Below are 24,965 nucleotides of genomic sequence, written 5' to 3' on the forward strand. Positions count from 1 at the left end.
TTGGATAAAAGACGAGGTTATCTCAATGAGGATATATTCGCTTTGGTTTGTGAGATTTTACGCATTTTCCAAGGCATCGGAAGTACGCCAGTATTTTAAGCCTTAGATTCTGGCGAACTATAGGGAATTCAATTGGGCCTGAAAGAACTGATATAAGAAAATCATTCCTTACGTATTGTTAAGAATATTATTGACGAGATTGACAATACTTCGGTCAATCGTATGTATAAATGAAGTGAAGCCCCAGGATGTTGCTGAACCTGCTGGTTTATGGCTACCTGACCAACGCCTATTCAAGTTGGAAGCTTAAAGAACAGATTCGGAAAAACATCTACTTCATATTGCAATGATCAACCGGTCTCTTTCAGATAAACAGGCACATAAAAAAGACGTTGCCTTGATCCATATGAAGAGGATCAGCATGCTGAACGGGTACTATCAATAGCTTGTAAGCTCAGAAAGCAGGTATAGAGCCTTGTTAAACTTTTCCTAACCCCAAAGGTTTAATACACAAGAAATGACGAAATCAAACGATTGATAAAACTATACCATAGCATTAACTGGACAAAAAAACCGCCTCAAAATTACTTATGAGACGGTCTCTTTTATATCAAAAGTTTATTTTTTTGGATATGCATAGAATGCAACGCCTCTGCGTCTCCAGTAAGGATCTCCTTCTATATTCGGAGAATAGTAATGGTCTTTTCCATCCTTATTGGTGTATTCATAAATAGGAACCGTACCTGGTTCTTGGTTTCTGTATGCATAAAAAACTACACCCTTAAAGTCATTCCAATAACCGTCACCAAAATTCAGCGTGTAAAGATTATCTCTCATTGTAGGAGAAGTCGTATACCAACGCACTGGAATACTATTATTAACTGGATTCGCATAAGCATAAAATCCAATTGTTTCATTCTTCCAATAACTGCCCTCATATGCAGATTGCGACAGAAGATGAATGCCTCCGCCATTTTTGACATAAGAGTAAATAGGGACACGCTCATGATAAAGTTTTGTCTTTCTATCTAAAAGATATTTAGAAATATAAGCCTTAACTTCACTTTTCTTTGTTGGATCTGCTATAAACTCATCTAAAGATATTAATCCATTGGGCGCAATGTCAACTAAAACAGAATTCGAAATTGTGGAGCTCGCTTGCCATGAAGCAAAACTTACTTGTGGTTTGGAAATATCTAGATTAATTGTGTTCACTAATGCCTTCGAGGGATCCCCACCTCTTGTTTTATATTTTAGTGTTCTATTATAGTTATCATTTGATGAGGAAGTTTCTGAACCATTCGCTATACTGATATTAAACACATCCTTCATTGCTGATGATGCGCCAGATTTGGCAGCATTAAACCTATTTTCATGTTTAGTTTCTGACTGAAATAAAACATCCATTGCTGCTCCAGCATAAATATCGACTAAAACATGTGTACCGTATGACTTTACAATAGATTCTGCAGACAATGTTTTAATATCTTGTAGAAAGTTAGCATCAAGACTGGTTAATAAGATATTAATAGGAGCATTAATTCTATGTCTCAATTGCTTGACCACAACATTGCAACTTCCATAAATATATTTTGAATTAAAAGCATGTTGACTTGAATCAGAAGAATTAAATGAGTTCGTCAGAGTTTTACCAAACAACGGTAAAGAAAATCCTGCATTTAATTTCGATGTCAATGATTGTGAATATGATTCGGCGTTTTCACCATAATTTTCTTCATATTCCTGAGAGTAAATAGAATCTGCTATTACTCGCCCAGCCTGGGATGCATTTAATGCATCAATATTGAGAACTCTATTTGCCACGGCTTCAGCATTTGCAAACTGTCCAGTCATATCATAGCCTCTTCCAAGATCATTAAATATACCATTACCAAACTTTCCAGCTTGTAAATTTGCTATAGCCTTTTTTTCAAGACTACCTGTAGATTGACTCTCAATTAATCTATCCTTACTACAACTAAAGAAAACGATAGCACTTCCCAATAATGACACTAAAAACTTACCTTTCATTACTTAAATTTAATTTATTGCACAAAATTAAAAATAATAACAACAAATACAATTAAAAAAGGAAAAAAATAAATCAAAAAAACAAAGCAGTAAAATAAATATTAAATTAAAAGCCATTTAATTCATCAAAACTTAACCAAACCTGATAGGACTAAAAGCTTTTGAAACTAAATCTTAAAAGATCACATCCCAATAATCTTCAACATTAAAATAACTATATTTGTACCATGATTAGTGCAATAGCAACTCCAATTTTTCAGCGTGCTATCCAGGATTACCACGTATACGACCAGATTGATCATCCAATCCAAAATCCGTATGACAAACAGTCCCTGGATCATCTCCTCTATTTAAAATGCTGGATTGACACCGTGCAATGGCATATGGAAGATGTGGTACGTAATCCCTCGATTGAACCCCAAGAAGGCTTATACTGGAAAAGACGTATTGATGAATCCAATCAGTACCGCACAGATACCGTAGAGTATATTGATAGTTATTTTTTACAAAAATTTCAAGATATACAGGTGAGTTCTACTGCAACAATCAATACTGAAAGTCCGGCATGGGCTATTGATAGGCTTTCCATTCTGGCTTTAAAAATCTACCACATGGAACAGGAAACATTGCGCACAGATGCTTCCGAAGCACATATCATTTCCTGCCAGGAAAAACTGAACGTTTTATTGGAACAAAGGAAAGATTTGTCCCAAAGTATTGACGAGTTGATGACCGCCATTGCATCTGGCGATAAATACATGAAAGTATACAAACAGATGAAAATGTATAACGATCCAGCATTGAACCCTGTCTTATATTCATCAGGAAAATAACACATGTCCTTACCGCAACGGATCATAGTAACGCGATTTTCAGCTATGGGTGATGTTGCCATGGTCGCCTCAGTATTGAAAGAATTTTACATTCAATATCCTGAGGTGGAAATCATTATGGTCAGCAGACAATTCTTTGCCCCATTTTTTGATGGAATAAAAAATATACGGTTTCACGCGATTGAACCCAAAACAATTCATAAGGGATTTTTTGGTTTGGTCAGGTTAAAGAAAGAGCTAGCACAATACGGTGCAGATGCTGTAGCCGACTTACATTTCAATTTGCGTTCGCGTGTAATTGATCTATTATTTTCCTTATTGGGCGTAAAAGTAAAACAACTTGACAAAGGCAGGGCGGAAAAAAAAGCCTTAACCCGCGAAAACAACAAGATTAAAGTTCCACTGAAACTGACCGTAGAACGCTATGCTGATGTATTTCGCGCTTTAGGGTTCAAATTTGAGCTCAGCAACAAATTGGCTTCTAATTTGCAAGATGTACCCAAAGCTGCATTTAGTATGTTTGCAAATTTCGACCGCAAGAAAATTGGCATTTCTCCATTTGCGCAACATCGTTATAAGATTTTTCCTCAAACCAAGATGGAAAATGTGATAGACGAACTCACGCATAATGGCTATGACGTTTTGTTATTTGGCGGTGGCGAACAAGAATTCCAAGTTGCCCAAAACTGGACAGAGCGATTTCCCAACACCTATAATACGGTAGGCAAGTTTTCGCTGCGGGAGGAGCTGGATTTGATCTCCAACCTGGATGTAATGATCAGCATGGACTCTTCGGGGCTTCATATGGCATCGTTAATGGGCGTAAGATGTCTTTCTTTGTGGGGAGCAACGCATCCCTATGCGGGATTCACGGGATATGGACAACAATTAACAGACTGCATTCAAGTTGAGCACCCCAATAGACCAAGTTCAGTCTATGGCAACAAGCCCTGTGATTGTGATGGGATAGAAGCAATTGATTTAATTACACCGGAAATGGTGATCGAAAAAATAAACGGAATAAGATGAGGATTGGGTTCGATGCAAAACGCTATTTTTTAAACAAGACCGGTCTTGGGAATTATAGCCGGGACTTAATTCGTATGCTCGAAAAGTATGCTCCCGAAAATGAGTATCTCAAATATACACCCAAGACTGGTGATCAATATATCAATCAACCAGCATCTCAAAAAAATATCCGGTTGCCACAAGGCTTTATCAATAGCACCTGGCCCAATCTCTGGCGCAACCAACGTATCGTTCATGATTTGAAAAAGGATAAAATTGATATTTTCCATGGACTATCGGGTGAAATTCCATTAGGTTTAGCAAAGGCACATATTAAATCTATCGTTACCATTCATGATTTAATTTTTCTGAGACACCCTGAACTTTATCATCCAATTGACCGTTGGATTTATAAAAAGAAATTCAAACATGCATGTGAGACTTCCGATCGTATCGTTGCCATCAGTCAATGTACTAAAAACGATATTGTCGACCTCTTTCATATACCCGAAGAAAAAATTGATGTCGTTTATCAGGGATGTCATGAATCATTCAAAACTATCAAGACAGAAGAACAAAAAGCAAATCTTCGAGAGAAATTAAAATTACCGCAGGATTTCTTATTAAATGTTGGAACCATTGAACAGCGTAAAAATATTTTACCAGTAGTGAAGGCCATAAAAGACCTTGATATCCCACTTGTTATCGTCGGTAAACCAACCCGTTACTCTCAAGAGATCATGGCCTATATGCAACAAAACAACATGGAAAACAGAATATTCTTTTTCCAAGGATTAGCAATGGAAGAATTGGCCGTTCTTTATGCATCGGCAACGATTTTCATTTATCCCTCAATTTATGAAGGCTTTGGCATTCCCATTATAGAGGCACTCTACTCTGGTACACCTGTGATCACCAGTAAAATGGGCGTCTTCCCAGAAGCGGGGGGACCGGCATCTTGCTATATTGACCCTACCGATATTTCGCAGATACGCCATGCCATAACATCATTACTTAGTAATCCCTCCAAGCGAGATGAAATGATCGAAAAAGGATTGGAATTTGTTCAGAAGTTTAATGATGACCGTGTTGCCAAACAGATGGCTTCTATTTATGCCAGCTTATAAATCGACCGACTGACCCGTTGAAATAAAATACTTCTTCAATACATGAAGAGAAACGAACTCTTCTTGTGCCCGATCCATAAATAATTTCACATAGGCATTGGCCTGTTTAGCAATTGTTTCAGCCTCGTCGGGATGATCTATATAGAACTGTAATTTTTCTTCCAGGTCCGAATAATCGTTTTTAATACAGATAAAATGATAGTCCGGAAGTAAGGTTCCTTCCATAAACCAGGTTTCATACGTTGGCATCGGCATGACAGCGATGGAATTTGACGACATGATCCATTTTAAGTTGGTAGCTACGTCATTTCCTTCTAGGGCAAGAATAAATTTATAAGCTAAATGTCCAGTGATAGAAAGGTAATCGGGGTCAGAAGATCTAAACGCTCTTTTTAAATCACATAAGGGATGACTATGGTATTGCTGAAAAAATAGTTCCCGATGTGCCTGAGCAAACTCACTTCTTCCGACAAGTCTATTTTTCTTCTTCCGAAAAGGAACATGGTCGGTAATAAAGTTAAAGTGTCGGCTCTTATCCAGGTTCAACAATACCGAGTTCGCATTGTCACCTGCGATTGGCCTACTTTTCACCAAAGCAGGTTTATCCGGAATAGCAGTAATATCACCTGGAAGGATCTGAAATTTCAGTTGATGATTGAAATAATCAAGAAATTGTTTACTATCAAAATAATAAACACGAATCTTCTCGGGCATCTTATAATCTTTGATCGGAATCGCATCGATTGACAAAGACTGCTGCGGAACTAGTTTATTATAATAGTTTATCCGAAACCGGACCCATTCAGACTGCTGGGCCAGATTTCTGTTCAGCAGCACCGAGGCCTTTTTCCGTAACAGAAACTTTGGTCTCAGCTGTCGTCCAAATACACTCAAATAATAAAAGAATTTAACATTCTTATTTTTTAAAAAGATCTTCTTGAAATTCAACTTCATAGCATATATAAGAAATAGAGCTGTCGTTATCTAATCATCCTTAGGTTTGACCACAGGTACACGAAGTTGCATTTTTTTCCAATGTAGTGAGCGATCGCCGTAAATCAGAATTTTACTTAGTTTATACTTGAATTTCAAAAGTCCCTGATAATCGTCGGTTATCCGCCGGTAGGCAACCTGAGGATCTTCTTCTAGAACTTGATTTATGGCTTCGGTATATACCGTTGGCCCTGTCATCTGATGGACATCATGTGGATATTTATTTTCCTCGATATTTCGTACGATCAATTCAATCGTCTTCTTCAGGAATGGGTGTCCTTTATCGTAGATCAATGCCCATTGTGCATAGAGGCTTCTATTTTTCTCATGCGTAATAACAGCAGTATCCTCGGGTTTAATCACCTCATCCAAAATGCCAATAATATCGCTATCTAAATCCAAATAGATACCGCCATGGATATATAAAACCGCATACCTAAAAAAATCCGCTTTAGCCGCACCGATTTGCAACCGGGCAAAGGCCTCGTAAGTACGTTGATCAAAATTTTCCCTGATAAGCGTATCGATTTGCCCATCATCAAAAAACCGTCTGCTATAGCCCTTATTTCGTTTTAGAAATCGCCAAATATAAAACTTCGTCAACAAGGGTATCTTATTGGTTTTAAAAGTCTGATAAATAACTTTTGGAATCGCCACTTGGATTAAAAATTAAATTACGGTAATAAATAGCTTATACAGTATTGTAAAAAAAGATTCAAAACTATAAAACATACAAAAATAACGATATATCCTTTACAAACACGTATTTTCTTCTATTTAGTGAATCAAATATCTGCTAATCGAGAATAAACTTGTACTTCACAAACATTTCATTTATTTTATATTTTATTACAAAAAATATGTAATATATTTGTCACAAAGCAATAACGTCCACCATGGTGATCTACATTGTGAAAACATTAAATGTCATTTTTTCAATTAAATTGTAACGAATAAGTGAGCTTTCACGTTACAATAGCGTATGGTCCAATTTTTCAATTATATCGTATACTTTGAGTCAAAAATTAAGCGCTTTAATCATCACATACAACGAAGAGGATAATATAACAGAGGTCCTAAAGAGTATGGAATTTGCAGATGAGATTATCCTTGTGGATTCATTCAGTACAGATCGAACCATTGAGTTGGCCGGTCTGCACCCCAAGGTAAAAATTTATCAGCATAAATTTGAGGATTTTACCAAGCAGCGCAATTTGGCCCTGACCTATGCGAATAACGATTGGGTGCTTTTTTTGGATGCCGACGAGCGTTTGACTTCAGCATGCCAGATGGAAATCGTATCGACAATAAACGATCCTCAAGCGAAAGACGCTTATTACATGTATCGCTTATTTTTCTTTTGCGGTGAACGGATTAATTTTTCGGGAACACAAAATGATAAGAATTTCCGATTGTTCAAAAAAAGTAAAGCAACATACGACACCAAAAAAAAGGTGCACGAGACATTACTGGTTAATGGCACGATTGGTAGCTTAAAAAACAAGATATGGCATTATTCCTTTGCAGACTACGCGAGTTACAAAGAGAAAATGGTCCATTATGGTCAGCTTAAAGGGAAAGAACTATACGCTAAAAATAAGCGGTATTCGCTCTTAAGTCACCTGGCGAAAGTGTCCTTTAAATTTTTTAAGGCATACTTTTTGAAACTAGGAATATTAGATGGGCGACGAGGATACCAACTTTGCTACTTACAGAGTCTCAGTGTACATGAAACTTTTAAGTCATTGAAAAGAGAAGAAAAAAAATGAAGATTTGCATTATAAGCTTTGATTACTGGAATTACGATCACCACATTGTAAAGAAATTGCAAGAGAAGGGTATTGATGCATCACATATCAATATGGGTGCCTATAAATACAAAAACTTCGGTGAGCGGGCTTCTAATGCAATCAGCAAAATTTTTCTGAATAAAAACATCAAACATGTAAAACGTCAGGAGTACGTAATAAACACACTGAAAAAACTAGGTCCCCAAGATCAGATACTGGTGCTTAATCCACATACCTTAGATTACAAGACTATCAAACAGATCAAATCTTATACACAATATTTAATTTCCTATCTGTATGATAACCTCGAGCGTTTTCCAGTGGAAGAAAAGTTGGAGTTGTTTGATAAGATCTATTCTTTTGAAGATAAGGATGTAAAAAAATATGGTTTTGAAAAGATAACAAACTACAATTATCTTTCAGAACAACCCATTCAGGCCGAAGAAATTGAAAACGACTTATTCTATATTACTTCCTATGATAAACGGCGTATTAAGCTCCTTCGCAAGCTCACGGTTCGTCTGTCGGCATTGAAAATACGGAGTAAGATTATTGTGGTTGGAAAACAAGTATGGAAAGAGAAACTAAAACAATTATCTTCCAGCAAGCTATTTAGCAAGTATATTCAACTAAGAAAAACCCCGATATATATAGATGAAGTATTAGACGAGTATAAGAAAAACAAAGTAATTTTGGATCTTATGCGAGATGGCCAAGAAGGGTTAAGTTTTCGTGTTTTTGAAGCGATGGCTTTTGAGAAAAAACTCATTACTGACAACCCAAGTATTCTGAGCTATGATTTTTACGATCCTCAAAATATACTATATATAGCTAACGATCTAGAGCACCTAAACGAATCTTTTTTTGATACACCTTATAAAAGAATTCCCACCGAATTATTTAGAAAATACACGCTAGATAATTGGCTCAACAAAGTATTTGGTCTTGAACAAACCTTAAATGAAAAAAAAATTACTCTTTATAGCTCCTAATTATTACGGGTTTAATGAAGTTGTCTATAATGGATTACGATCCTTTAGTGAGTACGAAGTAATTGAAATCGATTCAACGAAACCCTATAAATATAAAAACATTAGTGAAAGGGTATATAATTTTTTTCTCAAGAAATTTAGAGGACTTAATCTTAAAAAGGTGAAATCCGAATTCTATCTTCAAAAATCCATTGAAAAATACGAACAATATGATTTGCTCCTCATAAATAGGCCTGATCTGTTGACGAAACATGCTTTGGAGACTGCCGTAAGTAGATCAAAAAAAAGCAAGGCGATTCTTTGGGACAGCATCGAGAAAATTCCACAGTCAAATGAATTTCTTTCGAAATTTGATGCCGTTCTAAGCTTCGACCCTGCTGACTGTTATAAATATGGATTTACCCCTATCACTAATTTTTACTTTAAGGAAGCTCAAAATTGGGAGATAAAATTTGACGTAGCCCTATTGATAACATACGACAATAGAATTAATGATGCTATTAAATTATTTCGATATTTCAACAACAATGGGATAAAGGCAAAAGCACGAATTTTTGCCTATAAAAAAGATCAAATCAAAGAAAAACTTCCGGAAAATATGGAAATAATTGAGCAAATTATTCCTTTTAAAAACTCCTGCGAATATTATTTCGACAGCAAGATCATATTAGACCTTTCACATCCACATCAAAAGGGACTTTCTTTTCGCCCCTTTGAAGCTCTAGGACTAAAAAAGAAGCTAATTACAACAGCCGAGAATGTAAAATCCCTGGAATTTTACAATACGACAAATATCCTATATCTTCAAGATATTAATGACATTGAGATCCCTGAGGATTTTCTAAAAGATGAGTATCTTAATCCAGATTTACAAATAACAAAAAGATACTCTTTAGAAAATTGGGTGGAAAACGTTACATCATAATGGAAAAAGATTTTATCATTTATTTTATCTGTCCGACAAATAAATATGCTACTGGTGGGGTTAAACAGATGTATAGGCAAGTAGAAATATTAAATAGTGCTGGAATTAATGCTAGAATCCTACATAAATGGCATGGGAATAAAGAGAAATGGTTAGATAATGATCCTCCAATTTCCTATAATCCATATATCTTTAAGCAAATAAAATACATTGCCAAGTCAAAAACCATCAATATCCTCAGAAGAATAACGTTATTTCTTCTAAAGTTGGTAAGCAAAAAATTAGAAAGTAATTCCATATTGGTCTTTCCAGAATTTTATGGCCTAAACGCGCATAAAATAACACCGAATTTACCGCGGGTAATATTTAATCAAAACTGCTATTACACATTTGACAATTCAACTAGCTTTGAATTGCAGAAAAACACATATACTGACGATAACACTCTAGCAGTACTCACAGTCTCTGAAGACTCTCAAAGTTACCTGAAATATGTCTTTCCAGAAATTTCAATCCATAAGCTAAGATTGGGTATAAATGATAAGCTTTTTTTTTACTCCAAAGAGAAGAAAAAACAAATATGCTTCATGCCCAGAAAACTTTCTCACGACATAGCGCAAATTATCAATGTACTTCGACTCAAGGGACTAGACAACTCTTGGAATCTAGTCGCTATTGAAGATAAAACAGAAAAAGAAGTCGCGCAGATCATGCGTGAAAGTGCAATTTTTTTAAGTTTCAATCATCGGGAAGGATTTGGTTTACCACCAGCCGAAGCAATGGCCTGTGGCTGTATTGTTGTGGGATATAAAGGCAGAGGAGGCGCAGAATATTTTAAACCAGAGTTTTCATATGCTGTTGAAGAGGGAGACATAGTTGGATATGTAGACAAAATTATTTATATAATAAATCTATTCGCTAACAATGCTGATCTTATCATAGCCCAAGGACAGCTTGCTTCCGATTATATTTTAAAAAATTATAGCATAGCGCATGAAATCGACGATGTTGTCAATGCTTGGCAATGTACCTTAAAAAGATATAATTCTTCATTTTAATTTACATTAAAATTCTATAGAAAAGGAGAAAAGCATTCACTTTATAATATTTAAGAACACTATTTTTAATAAATTTGGCATTTACCAAAGGAAGTTGACTAATGAAAAAACAATTAAAACGTATATATCATTTTTTACAGTACATCTCTTTAATTTATTTCGATAAAAAAGTAAAAGCTCAAAGAAAGGATGCTAAAAGCATTCCAATAATAATTATCAATTATAACCAGCTGGAAAATTTAAAAAATTTAGTTTCTTTTCTTCTAGCAAAAAATATTAAAAATATAATAATCATTGATAATAAATCAACATACCAACCCCTTCTTGCCTATTATAACCAAATTAAAGATAAAGTTAAAATAGAAATGATGTCTGAAAATTTAGGGCACATGGTATTTTTTGAGAATGAAGAGCTTCAGAAAAAATATGGATATGGATACTATTGTATCACTGACGCGGATATTCTTCCAAACGAAGAATTGCCAGACAATTTTTTAGACATAATGGTAAAAACTATGGATAGATATCATGATAAAATACAAAAGGTTGGATTTGCTCTTGATCTAAAAACAATTCCTGATTTTTATCCATTTAAAGACAAAGTACTAAAATGGGAAAAACAATTTTGGATAGAGAAATTAGATTCAAACATTTATAAAGCAGGTATAGACACGACATTTGCACTGTATAAACCACAATATCCAAAAAAGTTTAAGGTTAAACCGCTAAAATTTTATGAGGGAATTCGAATTTCGGGAAATTTCACTTGCAAACACATGGGCTGGTATTTGGATCCTAAAAATCTTACAGACGAACAACGTGTATACATGAGAACATCTTCTAGTTCAAGCTCTTGGAAATTTGACGAAGATGGGAATTTAGTAGCATCGGAAGCCAATTATTAAACTAAATCATTATCTAATACTCGACTAATCCAAGAAGAGAAGCTATATTTCTTTTTAATATCTGGTTCAATAGAAACATATGGAGTTCCAAGAAATGTAATTATATCTTTCTCGCTCATTGACGAAGAGTCTAAAACATAGAAGTTATTGGGATGATAGAAATCATATTTAAGGATATTCACATTGGTCGTAATCACTTTTTTCTCATATTTCAATCCTTCAAATATTCGAAAGGATAATCCGTTATGATCACCAATTAAAAAATCCACTATTACTTTTGTCTGTTCTATATGCCTCAAATAATCCTCGAATGGAATAATTTCGTTTAAGCACTCTATCCCTCTCTCCCTGTAAAGATTTGCATGCTCTAACTGATTGGACGGAAAAACAATCTGAAATTTTACTGTTTGATATATTTTAGTTAAAATATCAAACAAGCTTAACAAAGAAAGTTCACGACTCTTATTATAAAAGCCTAAAAAATAGGCATCATAATGTATTGAATCTATTTCTTGAGCAAAGTCAAAGTAGAAATTATGAGAAAGATAAGTCTGCAGCCCGTTGTTTGAGATAATATCATGTTCATCGAATACGTAAAACTTATCAAATAGGGGAATCAGTTTAAAAATCGCTGGATTCCGTCTTAACCCATCATAATGGTAGGACACCATATGGTTCGATTTGCTTTTAGCCGCTAATAGTACCTTTTCATGAAAAAAATCAGCTCTTAGAACCAAACAGTAATCAAATAGATCAAAAGAGTCAATTTTCATTAAAAGCTGTTCGGCTGTATACTCGTCGGCCAGTTTTCGCTTATATTTATTATTCCCATCTATAAGTTTTTTTACCGTATTAAGGACTCTTTGAAATATATTTTTATAACGAAATTTTATAGAATCATGAAGGACAACAGTTACTTCAAAACCAATTTCTAATAAATTTCGTTCTATTAACAAATAGAGTTTATAATCATTTGGAACAAGCAGCAAAATTCTTTTCTTCATAAAATATACAAATAATAATTTCCAAATATAATACCCAATAATACTTCGTTCATGCCCCTTTGTGAATTTACAATCGACACCATAAAGATAAAAATAAGCATTCAAACTCCCCGATAATAGCGTTTTTTTTCAATATATATTGTTCCCGGTCTCAAGTTAAATTTCGCCGATTACTTGATAATAGAATCATTAAAATGATCTTCTCATATATATTTTGCATATTTTTACAAGACGAGAAAATATTAGATCATTTTGCCATAAGCTAAGGTTTGAATATGGCATTGATTAAATGTATCAAATACCATAATGAGTTCAAATCAGCCTTTAGTAACGGTCTTAATGGCCGCATATAATACCGAAAGATATATTGCACAGGCAATTCAAAGTATCCTGAATCAAACTTATAGCAATTTCGAACTTCTAATAGTAGATGATTGTTCTTCGGATAATACCGTTAATGAGATTATGAAATTTGATGATAGCAGGATCAAATTATTGCAGAATCAAATTAATCAGGGCGTCGTAATCACGAGGAACAGAGCTTTGCAGGAGGCAACAGGAGATTTTATCGCGATAATGGACAGTGACGATATTGCGATCCCAGACCGTTTGCAATTACTAATAGACGAATTTATTAAGAGACCCGAACTCGCATTAATTGGCGGGCATGCAGATGTAATAGATCCACAAGGGATACCTACAGGGCAAAAATTTAAGGTAGAGACAGACCCTGACTTACTTCGGCATCTATTGTTTTTTGGCAATAACTTCACACACTCATCCGTTATGATAAGGATGGATATATTTAGAGAATTCAATGGCTACCGAATCCCTCTTGCGGAAGACTACGATTTATTTTTGAGAATTTCAACAAAGTACCCCGTAGCAAATCTAGATAAGTGCCTACTTTTATATCGTGATCATACTTCAGGCATTTCAAAAAAATATGCAGTAGAACTTGAAAATCAAATTTTACCGATAAAAGAAAATATTCTTTCTAGCCTCAATTTGCCCTCAGATATAAAGCATCAAAAAATGATAACACCTCCATTTGACTGGTCCGGCATTAGCATTGATGAATATAAAAGATTTTATATACAATTATTAAATCGCATTAATCCAACTAATCAATCATTATCTTTTAAAACATATCAATTTATTTTCCAAAAATGGTATGAGGTAATCATGAATAATTGTGGAAAAAAAGCTTTATTCTATTTCTTCTCTAAGCCCTTTTTTGGATGGAAATATATTACAGCAAAACAATTTAGAAGGGCATTAAAAAAATCTGTCAAGAATCTACTGAGTTAAACGAGTCACTCTCTTACTTTTATTGGATTAAACAGCAATAGAAAATCCATAAAAGATTTTAATAGACGATAGGAAATTTTAGATTTTTGCAAGTGTTCAAAATGGATCAATCGTCGAGACTTATTTTCTAGACGTTTGAGATCTTTCAAAGCAATATATTCATACCAAAATTGAGGATAATTTTTTTTTATAAAAACTTCTCTTTCAATCATATGTGTCGCAGAGTGGTAACTATCGGAGGAGATCCCATGTAAATCGTATTTAGCTAACAAAGCATCAATATAGATAAATGAACGCCTATGCTGGAAAAATAAGTTCACAAAAAATTGCCAATCAGAAGTAATTTTAAAAGAACGGTCATAGAAACCATATTGAAAGAACAAGCTCCTCCTAATGGCCGTAGATTGATGATTTAAGGCACTAAATAACCAAAAGGACAACGTAAGTTCCGCCGGTTGAATCAAATCAACATACTCCCCCGAATCATATATCCCTAACGTATTGCCATAATACACGTCTCCAGTCCCATCCACCCGCTCATCATAAATACCTAGCGTACCCTCGTCATAAAAAGTATCTCCACTATTCATAAATATCAAATATTCTCCGCTCGCGAGCATAATACCTTTATTCATGGCATCATAAACTCCCTGATCTGCTTCGGAGACAATTTGATCAATTTGACCTTGATAGACAGCAAGCACCTCCTGGCTACCGTCGTTACTCCCCCCATCAATTACGATAAACTGAAAATTTTTGTACTTTTGAGTTACAACACTATTTATCGTCAATTCCAGCCCCTTACGGTTATTATAATTAATGGTAATTATTGAAAATTTAAAATTGTTACGCTTACTATCCAAAACCTTTATCCTTATTTTTTACTGTAAATTGCTATATTTGAAATAATAATTTACAACAAAAATAAAGAATATCAATTTATAAAAATAAATTTAGTATTAAGTCACACTACGTATAGCTTCTGCTTAAAAGGGCTAAGAGAACTTATTCATTACCTCAACCACTCTAAAAATATCATCCTCCGTATGTCCGTAAGAAATTGGAAGGCTCAATATAGTTTGATGAATTTTCTCAGAAATAGGATATCTATCACCTGATAAAATTCCCTTCATCGCTTTTTGTTGATGTGGAGCTATTGGATAGTGAATTTCCGTACCTATTTCATTATCCAATAAATACTGCTTCAACCGATCACGTTCAGGGTGACGAATTGCAAAAATATGATAAACATCTTCCTGTAAAGGTTGTATGACGGGAAGAATAAAATCAGACTTTAACTCACTTAGGTAGATTGCTGCCAAGCTCCTTTTGTGGGCTGTGATCTTGTCTAGAAATTTTAATTTCACAGACAAAAAGGCTGCTTGCAGCTCGTCGAGCCGTGAATTATAACCTACTTCATCAAAGACATATTTAACAGACGAACCATAGTTACGCAGTGTCCGAATCGAATTATTCAGTTTATCATCCTTACATGTTATGGCTCCAGCATCCCCTAATGCGCCTAAATTTTTAGTTGGATAGAAGCTGAACGCCCCAAAATCGCCAAATGAGCCTGCCTTTTGGCCATTGTAGCTAGCACCATGCGCTTGGGCACAATCTTCAATTACCCGCAGATCATATCTGCTCGCTAAAGAAATAATTGGGCTCATATCACAAATCTTGCCATAAAGATGAACGATTAAAATAGCTTTAGTCCTTTCTGTAATAGCTGATTCAATTTTTTTAGGATCAATATTGTAGGTTGTCACATCGGGTTCAACAAGTACAGGTTTTAGGCCAACCTGCATAATGGCCAGGATTGAAGCGATATAGGTATTAGCAGGAACTATCACTTCATCGCCGGAATTAAAGCCGAAATAGCGCAATGACAAAACTAACGCATCTAATCCGGAGGCTACTCCGATGCAATGTTGCACACCACAATAATCCGCAAATGTCTGCTCAAATTGTTTCACTTCTTTCCCCAAAATATACCAGCCTCCATGCAATACCTCATGAAAAGCCTGCGTATACTCTTCCATAAACTCCTTATTGACTTGCTGTAAGTTCTCGTAAACTATCATGTATAAAATAGGGTTCGTAAATATAATCTGTTGAATCAAAATATTCAGAAGCAAGTACCATAAGAATAGCATCTTCCGAAAAATCAAACATCTGATGCCAATCCTTTGGTTCTAAAACTAAGCATTGATCTGGTGAATCCAATTCAAAAACTTGTTCACTATCTCCATCCTGATTGTAAATCGCGCAACTTCCTTTCAGACAAATTGCTGCCTGTACAGTTTTATGATGCCGATGTCCGCCCCGTATGGATCCGTCCACCCCATAGATATAAAATAACCGTTTCATATCGAATGGAATTACCTTTTCAATCACCGTTAAATTTCCACGCTCATCGGTGAATGTTTTTAAGTCAATTTTATAAGCCATTATCTTAAGAAATAGGATTGATGATAATATTCTCTAAATTTGCCAAGTACGTATAAATTGAACATACGGCGTAGCGATTTTCTAATACGCGGAATTTCATTCATTTCATGAAATTTTTGTACGCGCGATATAGACTGTATTTCGCACCCTGAACTTTTTAATGCTTTTACATAGGGCTTATACAAAAAATGGATATCATTATTACTGATTAAATTACGCCCTGCGAGGGTAAAAGAATTTCCTTCTGCGTATTTCAAGGCATGAAAATGATAGAAGATTACAGGAAAATTCCTTTGGCTTGAAAGTTCCTTGCCCCAAATTTGCCCCATTTTATGTTCAAAATCATATTGTTGAACATTCCAAGGAGCCACCCCTCCACCCAAATGCGCTAGAACATGAACTCCAGAAAACTTAGATGGCCATATATCCAAGTATTTTTGGTCACCAAACCTGCCCGGTTCTCTACGATTATAACACCATTCTATACACGCTTCACGCCACCAATTCAAGACGGCCATACCTTCATCTGAATTCTTAAAATAAACAAACTGCACACAGTAGGTTCCTCCCGATTCACTGTCTTCATACATTGGGCTATAACGATGTGGAGTTATAATTACTGAAGCTCCTTCTGCCTCCTCAATAAGCACTCCAGGATCTGCATAGAAAAACAAATCTGCATCCAAGTACGTACAATTGGATAAATCAAATTTTTGAATGCTATATAGAATAATCGAGGGCGTACATGTCCAACAATATTCTCCCGTAGTGCGAGTGGATTTTATAGCCAGTAATTGCTCATCTTCAAAATCACATAATCGGATGATAGTAGCTTTATTCAGCTTTAATTCAGACAAAATGCGATAACAATCGTCATCAAATGCAAAAATATAAAGATGAAAGTTGCTCGAATATTTCTCCAATGAACGGTACATCGCTAAGCCCCTCGATAGATATAACGAATTAAATAGAGTACAAAAATTATTCATATAGTATATACTTTTCAAAACTTCCTGTATTATTATTTGTATTCATACGCAAGCCTGCTCATTGCCCAAACACAATGAACCGGAACAACAAGCGTTATTATTTATATTAGTATAGAATCAAAAATTTTAATCATGGACAACAGTAAAAAACTTTATATCATCCGACATGCCAAAGCCGAAACTATTCCGGGCATAAACGATTTTGATCGCGCACTTACATCCGACGGCATACAACACGCAAAACAAGTAGCGGCTAAGCTATCGGCAAAATTGACTCTCGATGATAACAGTATTGTGATCAGTTCACCAGCCAATCGTGCACTCCAAACAACACGTATTTTTCTGGATGTCATGGGCTCTTCTTCTTTTGATATCCAAATTGAAGAAACAATTTATGAATGTACATACAAGCATCTGCTATCCATCATAAATGCGATCCCCGATCATATCAATCATGTACTGCTCTTTGGACACAATCCCACGTTGACTGATCTAGTGGAATACCTGACCCGAAAAGCGGCCTATTTACGCACCTCATCCTGTGCAGAGATCAAGCTCGATGCAGGTTTTACCTTTCATATGCTCAGCGGCAATTGCGCCGATCTTGTGCAAATAATTGATTAAAATTCTATCAAAGAACAAACTTATCTTCAGATAAGATCAGCTTATCACTTACCCGCATTTGATTTCATTGCCTTATCAATCACCAAAGGCACTGAAATCAAATCCAGATCATGCGAATACACCACAAACTTCTCGACCCAACAAGGATCAAATTTTTCCTTAAATTCTTTTAGGCCCTTTGGTTGACGGAAGTAAGGATTATTTTCATATAGAAAACTGATCAAACGTTCAACAAGCCCTTTCTTCTTGTCAAATCCCGAAAAAGGAGCCAGTCCCATATTTAAAAAAGAATAACCTTCCTCTTTGCAATACGCTAAAAAACGGATAATCAATACATCCATATTTCCGCCTGGCGCATCTTGCAATTTCCGGATAAGATCATACGTCGCCTCGTCCGGAGCATAATTGGGAATGATATTCAAAAAGGCCAAAATGCGCCCTTCGTTATCCTCCAAAGTAATTACATGGCTATTTTTAATCTTACCAACATCGAACATGCCTTGCGAAAAAACACGTTCTGAACGCTTCATGTCTCTCAACCAATGATCCGACACAACCTGCAGTTTCTGAAGCAAACCATTGGATAACGGTGCGCGATATAAATTCGAAACAAAACCTTTTTTTTCAATGCTATTCACCGCATTTCGAAGTGATTTACGTTTCTTTCCTTCCAGCGAAAAATTATCGACATTGACAATGGCCTCTTCTCCGATCAGAAAAGATTTTTTACCCAACTGCTTAAAAATCCCTAGATGCCTACCGTCAACGCGGTAATAGGCTGTTTTTAAACTCGATTTGCGACAATAGCGTTCGAAGGAATTAATCAATTCTTTCATCGCATCTTCAGTATCCTCACAAACGGGTCCTTCAAGCACCATCGCAAAACCATAACATTTTTTATACGCAATAAAGCCCGTCCGCTCCGTGTTAAAGAAAAGATCTTTATCCCCATAGGTCTTAAAATAATCGACAGGTGATTTACCATAACGCTCCAAGAGGCGCTGTGCAATTTCAATCTGCCCATCTACTTCTTCTTCCGATAACTGACACGGATTGACCATCCAGTAGAACAATGCAGACAGACTGATCACACTAAAAAAATTAATGGAATACAAAAAATACTGTCCTATCGTTGTCTGAGGTTCCGCAACATCACCATTAAGTAGCATAAAACCGTGCAGTGTGCTGCTTACCGCATTTAAAATGGTAAAATCCATATTAAAATGCTTCGCATTCAGAAAATAAAACCCAGTAATTCCATACAACAGCACAACCCCAATAAGCCACAAAACCAAGCTAAGATTTAAGGAACTGAATCTCCTATTACTTTGTACAAAATAGTGTTTTGATGAATAAAGGAGCATCAACAGCACCAAAAAAGCGAACCAGGCTTCTTCAAAATCCAGCCCTTTGGAAAGATTAGCAACAATGGAAAGCGAACATAGCGCAACCGCAACATACCAAGCCATACGTAGCCCCTTCAACAGAAAGCCGGAGCACATCACCAATAATATACCGAAGAAAAGTACCGCTGCATTTGAAAAGTTTAAAGCATCATAGGATATGAATTGCTTTAATGCCGTGACACGGCTATGGATGGCTGGGGTCAAGACAGAGATGATATTAATAAGCCCCATCACAAAAATAAAAACTGATGGAAGTATCCGAACAAAGATGTTGTTTTTATTCACGAAGAAACTAATTCCCCCCAATGCTAATGGACCCCAAAACTCAAATAAACGATATAAAAGGGATATAGAAATAGCCTGTTCTTCGCTGTAGCCAAACTTACACAGCATGACAACCATAGATACTTCGATTAGTCCCACCCCCTTCATCAATGGTGAAAAACAATAGACCAACGTTCCGACAGCATACGTTACCGTACAGGCCAATAGCGATGTTTCAAAGCCTAAAGCAAGCATAGCAATATAGATATGTAAAATCCCTACTAGCTCAATGACTGTCGCCCAAATAAGACTTTGCAATACAGCCCAAAAATCTACACCCTTTTTATGGAGTTCATCCCAGGTACCTGCAACTGAGGAGAAATGACGTACTGTAAAATTGTATGCTACTCCCCCACGGTAAAATGATCTGCAGTACCAGCCAAACCCCAGCAATAGAACACTAAAAACAAGCATAATCCCGATGATCTGCACATCAAGACCTGCGATTCCTACAAACAGAAAAACAAAAAGGCAGAGTATAAATAAGGACACTAGGCTAATGACTGCGTAGATAACAGAAGAAAGATTGGCGTTTGCATCATCAATTCCCTCCTGATTAACTTCTTTCTTAAAGAAAGCCAGTGAGGTAAATCCGCCTACCGGAAGAAAGACACTGATAAAGTTTCTCTTCAGAAATAAACGGGTAGCTCCACCTAGTGATAGCTTCTGTTGCAAAGCCTTAAAACTATAGACATAGACCAAACCTTGCATTGCGATGTATGCCAAAGAAACCACGATCCCGATTGCGACCCAAAACAATGAACTTGACTGGATAAGCCCTACCGACGATGCCAACTCCTGTCTCTGATTTGCAAAAAAATATACGGCACCCAAAATGACCGATAGGCCCAATAAGGATTTCCAGATCAACATTTTGTTTTTCATCAGCATAATTACCTCTCAAATTGACAAACCCAATTATTTCGTTTTTCTAAATCACTTTTACTAATGACATCATTACCTTAAAATAGTCCCAAGATTATTTGTCTTTTTTAGCGTATTAAAAATCAATACCGATCTTTGCCCTTACGCCCCAAGGAGATACACCTGGATTATCCAAATAAGTAAATCGACGCACCAGATCGACACGTAGAATTTTAAAGATATTACTCAAGCCGACACTCCCTTCTATATAAGCCCCATTATTGAGGGAGAACAGCTGCGGTTCGCGAGGATCCTTGGGTAATTCATCAAAACTTTTCGTGTATCTATTGGAGGCGTCGACAGCTCCATACAACATCTTTACAGAGGCGATCTCCCGGAGATCCAGTTTTTTCAGAAGCGGAACTTTATTCAGAAAAAAACCATTAAATGAATGTTGAACCAATAATGAAGCATACTTATCGCTCATAAACTCCATTGAATTCATCAAATTGTATGAATTGAGCTGATACGAATAGGTCTGATTTGCACGGTGAATAATCATCAGGGGATAAGGAACTTTCCCAAATTGAATGCCCGACTCAAGCACAACATCCGCAAAACCAAATTGGGAGGCAAAAAATCGCTTATTGGCATTTAATATAAAACGTTGGTAGTTATAATCTCCACCCAATAAACCTTTCACGCCAACCTGTGCGGCTAAGGTAAAAACAGGCTGACCTGTATTGATAATACGCCGATAACGTTTCCCCTGGTATAGTTTCTCATGTGGAGCCCAGCGAATTTCTCCGGTGAAAGCAGAGGTCCACAGCTCATTGCCGTTACTTCTTCTAAAAGCTCGACGATCAAACTCCAATATGCCACCTGGGCTTAGGATTTGATTAAAGAACCCTACTTTAAAGGATAGATGGTTTTCAAATTCCTGCCAGTATTCGATCTGCCTCCGCTGTAGATAAAACATTTTGTCATTTTCCCCTCTTCTGAATGAAAGCAAAAAATTGTCATTATCAATAAAATTTAGATCCTGTCCCGGCACCTGCACCTCTTTACTAACCTTAGCAGAGACTAACTTTACAGGAAATTTGTAGACCGATTCTCCGTTAAAGGAGTAGGTGGCACCCATATTGTATTTCCATTTCCTGTCTTTCGTACCATAGGCACCATAACCATCCAGGACCAATGTCTTGCTAAAAAGATCCGTTGTGTTGCCGCCGAACTTAAATCGGCTTCCTTCTACCGGATTAAAACTATAAAATGATGGTACTGGCCCTATTTCGATAACACCACGTCCATAATACCCCGACATGATAAAGGAGCCCAATGCCATCAAGTTTTTAAAAGATTTTGACTGTTTTAAGCTATCAATATTCGTAAAGGCCTGCTCCTCCAGCCTACTCAGTTTCTCAGGTCTTGCAAGATTCCAGTCAATCCCATTCGGATTCTGTGGCCCTGTCCGTGTCAATGCTTTACCATTGACAGCGAGCTGTGTTTCATTGGAAGCTGATCTGCTAGTCACTTTCTCCCCAAACAAGCCCATACCATCCTTAAAAATCCCCATGTCAATGGTGAGGACTCCCCGACTTAGAAAAAAACGATGCGCTAGATTTTCCGAATATTTCAATACAATATTGAGCCCCTTTACCCAATTGATATTTGTTGCCTCGTTGATCGTTAATTCAGCCTGATCCAACGCATAACTGCCATCCAATCGGATGAAAATATAACCCGAGAAGAGAGCATCTTCTTTATTCCTTGGCTCTACGCGTATTTTGGCATGCCAAGGTTTGCTGTCCTTCAACGTATCAACCAAGTAATATTTATAAAATGTAGGGCCCAATGTTGCTATAGGGCTTAAAAAACGTCTATTCCCAATAGAGACATCTGTATCATAGATGTCTGTTTCTCCATAGATTTTATCCAAATACTCATCAATACCGTCTTCATCCAGGTACTGATCTACGCGTGACTGATTCTCACCCAGTAAAACAAAGCTGTTACCTTTAAGAGCATCCAATTTTCGCTGACCAATTTTCTCATCCATAAATATCGGGACCAGCGACCTACCTGGATATTTTAGCGTATCCATCCCCTGTTTTAAAAATCCGAAACGTTTGAGCAAGCGGGATTTATCCACCTTTTGATTTTGGATAGACAAGGACATCGATAGCTTCTCATATTCTTGATAGCTACCGGCTGTTCCATTTAACGCATTATTTTCATCTCTTTTTTCAATTACTTTACGGATTAAATCTACTGTTGGATTATGTTTATTCGTGTATTTTCTTTTTTTAGGCGCATTCACGACAACTTCATCGAGACTTTGTTGTTCATCTTCCAAACGGATAATAAGAACTTTCTTGCCCTGTGCGACACTCATCGGGAATACCTGTTTTTTATAGCCAACCGCACTAAATAGTAACTCCCAGTTATCAGGTACTGCCGGCAGCTGAAAGTGCCCCTCTTTATTTGTTGCTACAGATTTTGCCGTATTGGAAAGCTTTACAGTAACACCTTGTATAGGTTTTGCCGTTGAGGCATCGAGGACAATCCCTGTTAATGAAGCTCCTTGTCCAAATAGTCGAGAAGTAAAGAACAATAAAACCAATAAAAAACGATATTGCATAAAAAAAACCTTGCATCTAAATTCAGTAGGATGACAAGGTTTTTATAAAAAGGTCCTAATAGGAATGCTATCTTAATCGAATTGTATTATAAATAGTCTTAAAATCGCGATTATAATTATGCGGCCCCGCCAGTACATCAACCTTTAGTCCCGCATTGCGAAACATTTTCACGAGATCTTCCTCGCCCTCTTTACAAAAGACATAAGTAGAAGGAAATTGCTTTAGCCTCAAGACTTCAGCAAGCACTTCGTAACCATTAGGCTTCTGTTTCCAGTTGAGCATAGTCGATACGGTCACCTCGAAGCTCGCATATTGATCCGGTGACAAATAGGTAACATGACGGATTGACTTTTTCAATGGATCCGAGAAATTACTCAGGACAAAAGGCAGCACGCCTGCCGAAAATGAATGTCCAACCAAATAAATCTGATCACAATCCCACTCCTTTTTGAAATGGTCGATATACCGTTCAAATTCTCTTCCTGCTTCCTGTGGATTTTTCTTTTTCCAAAAATATTTTTTTGCATCGATGACCAAACGGGGATATCCTTCCTGGGAAAAATAGGAAAGAAGACTTTTGCTAAAATCATTATAGCCGCCGTCGCCCGTAATAAATACAAGCATTGTTTTTTGTTTGCTGTTTATATCCTTAAGTGGTATAACATAATTTGGAAAAACCTCAGCCTTTGCAGATGTTATGGCTAAGCATAGCCAGAAAAATAGAAATAGGATTACCCTTTCTGCTCTATATTGTGCAGTTTTCATATGTATAAGTATGTATAAATATTTGCTTTAAATGACTTGAATATCCTCGATCCACCGATCTTCCATTGTGCCTGTTTCCAGTTTTAGATCTTGAAAAAATCCTATTTGCTGGTTCTAATGTCCTTCATTGGAATTGATTTACGCACACCGTCCATCACATAAAAAAAGCCAAGGGCATTATTCGAAATATTACCTTCAACATTGGCAGGTACTGCAGACAATAATCCTTTCCATTCAGTCTCCTGAAATAGATTATAAATAAAACGGGAGTAACGTGGCGATTCAGAAAACTTAGAGACGATTAAACTGTCCTTCAACGAAACTTCATAGTTATAGGTCTTCCCAAGTAAGTTATTCAGTACATTGGGTGCCCCCAAACGATAACTGTAGCTAAAAGGAGAGCGAAAAGAGGAAATATCATCGTCTGAAAAATCCTTTTTTGGTAAAATAAGCCATTTGTTTGAGGTTCGCATTCCAAATAAATGTTTGCTGACCTTTACTTCCCAAGTATTATTCACTTTACTTTTTTCTACCGGTAGAAAGGCATTTTCAATTGGTACCACAGGTATCAATTGATCTTGTGCTTCATACAATTTTCCATTCAAAGTAATTGTAAGCTGAAATACATTCCCTACTGTATCTTTCAGATTGAAAAGCTCACCAAGATAAAGTCCTTCTCCCAAATCCTTGAATTCAATCATATTGGGGCCATTCGTGACACGCACGGAAGCACCACTAATTCCTATAGTACCTGTGTTAGATTTCATTCCATCCAATTTCTTCAATTGGATATACTGCTCTTTGTACATCGTATTAATCCCCCCCTCGACAATCATATCGTACGATTGTCCTTCGTCTACCGCTGATTTCTGACAAGAAACCACTAGAAAATAAGTAACAAAAATCAACAAGAGCCTCATATC

The 24,965-nt window shown here is 36.4% G+C and carries 22 protein-coding genes and 1 pseudogene; 11 read left to right on the forward strand and 12 right to left on the reverse strand.

Translation table 11 applies throughout. From position 1 onward, the window contains the following. Positions 1-242: 242 nt before the first annotated feature. Positions 243-341: pseudogene (locus ACLCDV_RS22785) on the forward strand (transposase); the annotation flags it as partial. A gap of 277 nt (positions 342-618) precedes the next feature. On the opposite strand, the gene ACLCDV_RS22790 reads toward ACLCDV_RS22785, so the two are convergent. Continuing rightward, positions 619-2,031 (reverse strand): MAC/perforin domain-containing protein, encoded by a 1,413-nt coding sequence (locus ACLCDV_RS22790; RefSeq protein ID WP_411972292.1) that lies wholly within the window; start codon positions 2,029-2,031, stop codon positions 619-621. Between the two features lie 227 nt (positions 2,032-2,258). On the opposite strand from ACLCDV_RS22790, the gene ACLCDV_RS22795 reads away from it, so the two are divergent. Genes ACLCDV_RS22795 through ACLCDV_RS22805 form a run of 3 tightly spaced genes read left to right on the forward strand, consistent with a single transcriptional unit; the run spans position 2,259 to position 4,999 of the window. After that, positions 2,259-2,864, forward strand: coding sequence for a DUF4254 domain-containing protein (locus ACLCDV_RS22795; protein WP_411972293.1), 606 nt, complete (start codon positions 2,259-2,261; stop codon positions 2,862-2,864). Between the two features lie 3 nt (positions 2,865-2,867). Further along, complete coding sequence (locus ACLCDV_RS22800; protein ID WP_411972294.1) at positions 2,868-3,893, forward strand: glycosyltransferase family 9 protein; 1,026 nt, start codon at positions 2,868-2,870, stop codon at positions 3,891-3,893. Then, entirely contained in the window at positions 3,890-4,999 is a 1,110-nt protein-coding gene (locus tag ACLCDV_RS22805; RefSeq protein ID WP_411972295.1) for a glycosyltransferase family 4 protein, read from the forward strand. Before ACLCDV_RS22800 ends, ACLCDV_RS22805 begins: the two co-directional genes overlap by 4 nt. On the opposite strand, the gene ACLCDV_RS22810 is transcribed toward ACLCDV_RS22805, so the two are convergent. After that, a complete protein-coding gene (locus tag ACLCDV_RS22810) occupies positions 4,994-5,953 on the reverse strand; it encodes a glycosyl transferase family 90 (protein WP_411972296.1) in 960 nt (319 codons plus the stop codon). The two genes, ACLCDV_RS22805 and ACLCDV_RS22810, sit on opposite strands and share 6 nt — an antisense overlap. Before the next feature lie 30 nt (positions 5,954-5,983). Continuing rightward, the gene (locus ACLCDV_RS22815; RefSeq protein ID WP_317669497.1) at positions 5,984-6,649 is read right to left on the reverse strand and encodes a glycosyltransferase family 32 protein; all 666 of its coding nucleotides are present in this window, start codon (positions 6,647-6,649) and stop codon (positions 5,984-5,986) included. Positions 6,650-7,005: 356 nt separating this feature from the next. Here ACLCDV_RS22815 and ACLCDV_RS22820 point away from each other — a divergent pair, with 356 nt between their 5' ends. The 5 genes from ACLCDV_RS22820 to ACLCDV_RS22840 all read left to right on the forward strand — a co-directional run bounded on the left by ACLCDV_RS22820 (position 7,006) and on the right by ACLCDV_RS22840 (position 11,662). Then, positions 7,006-7,761, forward strand: coding sequence for a glycosyltransferase family 2 protein (locus tag ACLCDV_RS22820; RefSeq protein WP_411972297.1), 756 nt, complete (start codon positions 7,006-7,008; stop codon positions 7,759-7,761). Next, positions 7,758-8,774, forward strand: a complete 1,017-nt coding sequence (locus ACLCDV_RS22825; protein WP_411972298.1) for a hypothetical protein — start codon at positions 7,758-7,760, stop codon at positions 8,772-8,774. Before ACLCDV_RS22820 ends, ACLCDV_RS22825 begins: the two co-directional genes overlap by 4 nt. After that, positions 8,743-9,699 (forward strand): hypothetical protein, encoded by a 957-nt coding sequence (locus ACLCDV_RS22830; RefSeq protein WP_411972299.1) that lies wholly within the window; start codon positions 8,743-8,745, stop codon positions 9,697-9,699. The genes ACLCDV_RS22825 and ACLCDV_RS22830 overlap by 32 nt, the downstream gene beginning before the upstream one ends. Next, positions 9,699-10,757: a glycosyltransferase family 4 protein gene (locus tag ACLCDV_RS22835; protein WP_411972300.1), complete on the forward strand. Its 1,059-nt coding sequence runs from the start codon at positions 9,699-9,701 to the stop codon at positions 10,755-10,757. Before ACLCDV_RS22830 ends, ACLCDV_RS22835 begins: the two co-directional genes overlap by 1 nt. 101 nt (positions 10,758-10,858) lie before the next feature. Further along, positions 10,859-11,662 carry a hypothetical protein gene (locus ACLCDV_RS22840; protein ID WP_411972301.1) on the forward strand — a complete coding sequence of 268 codons (804 nt, stop codon included), beginning with the start codon at positions 10,859-10,861 and terminating at the stop codon, positions 11,660-11,662. Here the strand turns inward: ACLCDV_RS22840 and ACLCDV_RS22845 are convergent. Beyond that, on the reverse strand, positions 11,659-12,666 hold the full coding sequence (locus tag ACLCDV_RS22845; RefSeq protein ID WP_411972302.1) for a hypothetical protein: 1,008 nt from the start codon (positions 12,664-12,666) through the stop codon (positions 11,659-11,661). The two genes, ACLCDV_RS22840 and ACLCDV_RS22845, sit on opposite strands and share 4 nt — an antisense overlap. Positions 12,667-12,972: 306 nt before the next feature. Here ACLCDV_RS22845 and ACLCDV_RS22850 point away from each other — a divergent pair, with 306 nt between their 5' ends. Then, positions 12,973-13,977, forward strand: coding sequence for a glycosyltransferase family 2 protein (locus tag ACLCDV_RS22850; RefSeq protein ID WP_411972303.1), 1,005 nt, complete (start codon positions 12,973-12,975; stop codon positions 13,975-13,977). Positions 13,978-13,982: 5 nt separating this feature from the next. Here ACLCDV_RS22850 and ACLCDV_RS22855 read toward each other — a convergent pair whose 3' ends face one another. The 4 genes from ACLCDV_RS22855 to ACLCDV_RS22870 form a co-directional block, all read right to left on the reverse strand. Then, complete coding sequence (locus tag ACLCDV_RS22855) at positions 13,983-14,840, reverse strand: glycosyltransferase family 2 protein (protein WP_411972304.1); 858 nt, start codon at positions 14,838-14,840, stop codon at positions 13,983-13,985. A gap of 132 nt (positions 14,841-14,972) precedes the next feature. Next, the gene (locus ACLCDV_RS22860) at positions 14,973-16,061 is read right to left on the reverse strand and encodes a DegT/DnrJ/EryC1/StrS family aminotransferase (RefSeq protein WP_411972305.1); all 1,089 of its coding nucleotides are present in this window, start codon (positions 16,059-16,061) and stop codon (positions 14,973-14,975) included. Beyond that, entirely contained in the window at positions 16,027-16,428 is a 402-nt protein-coding gene (locus ACLCDV_RS22865) for a sugar 3,4-ketoisomerase (protein ID WP_411972306.1), read from the reverse strand. Before ACLCDV_RS22865 ends, ACLCDV_RS22860 begins: the two co-directional genes overlap by 35 nt. Beyond that, positions 16,428-17,363: a glycosyl transferase gene (locus tag ACLCDV_RS22870; RefSeq protein ID WP_411972307.1), complete on the reverse strand. Its 936-nt coding sequence runs from the start codon at positions 17,361-17,363 to the stop codon at positions 16,428-16,430. Before ACLCDV_RS22870 ends, ACLCDV_RS22865 begins: the two co-directional genes overlap by 1 nt. Before the next feature lie 186 nt (positions 17,364-17,549). Here ACLCDV_RS22870 and ACLCDV_RS22875 point away from each other — a divergent pair, with 186 nt between their 5' ends. Next, positions 17,550-18,041, forward strand: coding sequence for a SixA phosphatase family protein (locus ACLCDV_RS22875; RefSeq protein WP_411972308.1), 492 nt, complete (start codon positions 17,550-17,552; stop codon positions 18,039-18,041). Between the two features lie 44 nt (positions 18,042-18,085). On the opposite strand, the gene ACLCDV_RS22880 is transcribed toward ACLCDV_RS22875, so the two are convergent. The 4 genes from ACLCDV_RS22880 to ACLCDV_RS22895 all read right to left on the reverse strand — a co-directional run bounded on the left by ACLCDV_RS22880 (position 18,086) and on the right by ACLCDV_RS22895 (position 24,962). Then, positions 18,086-20,656, reverse strand: coding sequence for a flippase-like domain-containing protein (locus ACLCDV_RS22880; RefSeq protein WP_411972309.1), 2,571 nt, complete (start codon positions 20,654-20,656; stop codon positions 18,086-18,088). A 115-nt stretch (positions 20,657-20,771) separates the two neighbouring features. After that, on the reverse strand, positions 20,772-23,276 hold the full coding sequence (locus ACLCDV_RS22885) for a DUF5686 family protein (RefSeq protein ID WP_411972310.1): 2,505 nt from the start codon (positions 23,274-23,276) through the stop codon (positions 20,772-20,774). A gap of 67 nt (positions 23,277-23,343) precedes the next feature. Continuing rightward, entirely contained in the window at positions 23,344-23,901 is a 558-nt protein-coding gene (locus ACLCDV_RS22890) for an AcvB/VirJ family lysyl-phosphatidylglycerol hydrolase (RefSeq protein WP_411972311.1), read from the reverse strand. Between the two features lie 242 nt (positions 23,902-24,143). Then, a complete protein-coding gene (locus ACLCDV_RS22895) occupies positions 24,144-24,962 on the reverse strand; it encodes a DUF4249 family protein (protein ID WP_411972312.1) in 819 nt (272 codons plus the stop codon). Between the last annotated feature and the right edge of the window lie 3 nt (positions 24,963-24,965).

The sequence above is a fragment of the Sphingobacterium sp. Lzh-3 genome, from assembly GCF_046764375.1.
Taxonomy (GTDB): Bacteria; Bacteroidota; Bacteroidia; order Sphingobacteriales; family Sphingobacteriaceae; genus Sphingobacterium.

Excerpts from the sequence above, each read along its gene's own strand:
- ACLCDV_RS22880 (WP_411972309.1), bottom strand. The coding sequence starts at position 20,656 with ATGAAAAACAAAATGTTGATCTGGAAATCCTTATTGGGCCTATCGGTC.
- ACLCDV_RS22870 (WP_411972307.1), bottom strand. The coding sequence starts at position 17,363 with ATGTACCGTTCATTGGAGAAATATTCGAGCAACTTTCATCTTTATATT.
- ACLCDV_RS22825 (WP_411972298.1), top strand. The coding sequence starts at position 7,758 with ATGAAGATTTGCATTATAAGCTTTGATTACTGGAATTACGATCACCAC.
- ACLCDV_RS22875 (WP_411972308.1), top strand. The coding sequence starts at position 17,550 with ATGGACAACAGTAAAAAACTTTATATCATCCGACATGCCAAAGCCGAA.
- ACLCDV_RS22800 (WP_411972294.1), top strand. The coding sequence starts at position 2,868 with ATGTCCTTACCGCAACGGATCATAGTAACGCGATTTTCAGCTATGGGT.
- ACLCDV_RS22865 (WP_411972306.1), bottom strand. The coding sequence starts at position 16,428 with ATGGCTTATAAAATTGACTTAAAAACATTCACCGATGAGCGTGGAAAT.
- ACLCDV_RS22795 (WP_411972293.1), top strand. The coding sequence starts at position 2,259 with ATGATTAGTGCAATAGCAACTCCAATTTTTCAGCGTGCTATCCAGGAT.
- ACLCDV_RS22840 (WP_411972301.1), top strand. The coding sequence starts at position 10,859 with ATGAAAAAACAATTAAAACGTATATATCATTTTTTACAGTACATCTCT.
- ACLCDV_RS22850 (WP_411972303.1), top strand. The coding sequence starts at position 12,973 with ATGAGTTCAAATCAGCCTTTAGTAACGGTCTTAATGGCCGCATATAAT.
- ACLCDV_RS22835 (WP_411972300.1), top strand. The coding sequence starts at position 9,699 with ATGGAAAAAGATTTTATCATTTATTTTATCTGTCCGACAAATAAATAT.
- ACLCDV_RS22805 (WP_411972295.1), top strand. The coding sequence starts at position 3,890 with ATGAGGATTGGGTTCGATGCAAAACGCTATTTTTTAAACAAGACCGGT.
- ACLCDV_RS22890 (WP_411972311.1), bottom strand. The coding sequence starts at position 23,901 with ATGCTTGTATTTATTACGGGCGACGGCGGCTATAATGATTTTAGCAAA.
- ACLCDV_RS22810 (WP_411972296.1), bottom strand. The coding sequence starts at position 5,953 with ATGAAGTTGAATTTCAAGAAGATCTTTTTAAAAAATAAGAATGTTAAA.
- ACLCDV_RS22885 (WP_411972310.1), bottom strand. The coding sequence starts at position 23,276 with ATGCAATATCGTTTTTTATTGGTTTTATTGTTCTTTACTTCTCGACTA.
- ACLCDV_RS22790 (WP_411972292.1), bottom strand. The coding sequence starts at position 2,031 with ATGAAAGGTAAGTTTTTAGTGTCATTATTGGGAAGTGCTATCGTTTTC.
- ACLCDV_RS22845 (WP_411972302.1), bottom strand. The coding sequence starts at position 12,666 with ATGAAGAAAAGAATTTTGCTGCTTGTTCCAAATGATTATAAACTCTAT.
- ACLCDV_RS22895 (WP_411972312.1), bottom strand. The coding sequence starts at position 24,962 with ATGAGGCTCTTGTTGATTTTTGTTACTTATTTTCTAGTGGTTTCTTGT.
- ACLCDV_RS22860 (WP_411972305.1), bottom strand. The coding sequence starts at position 16,061 with ATGATAGTTTACGAGAACTTACAGCAAGTCAATAAGGAGTTTATGGAA.
- ACLCDV_RS22830 (WP_411972299.1), top strand. The coding sequence starts at position 8,743 with ATGAAAAAAAAATTACTCTTTATAGCTCCTAATTATTACGGGTTTAAT.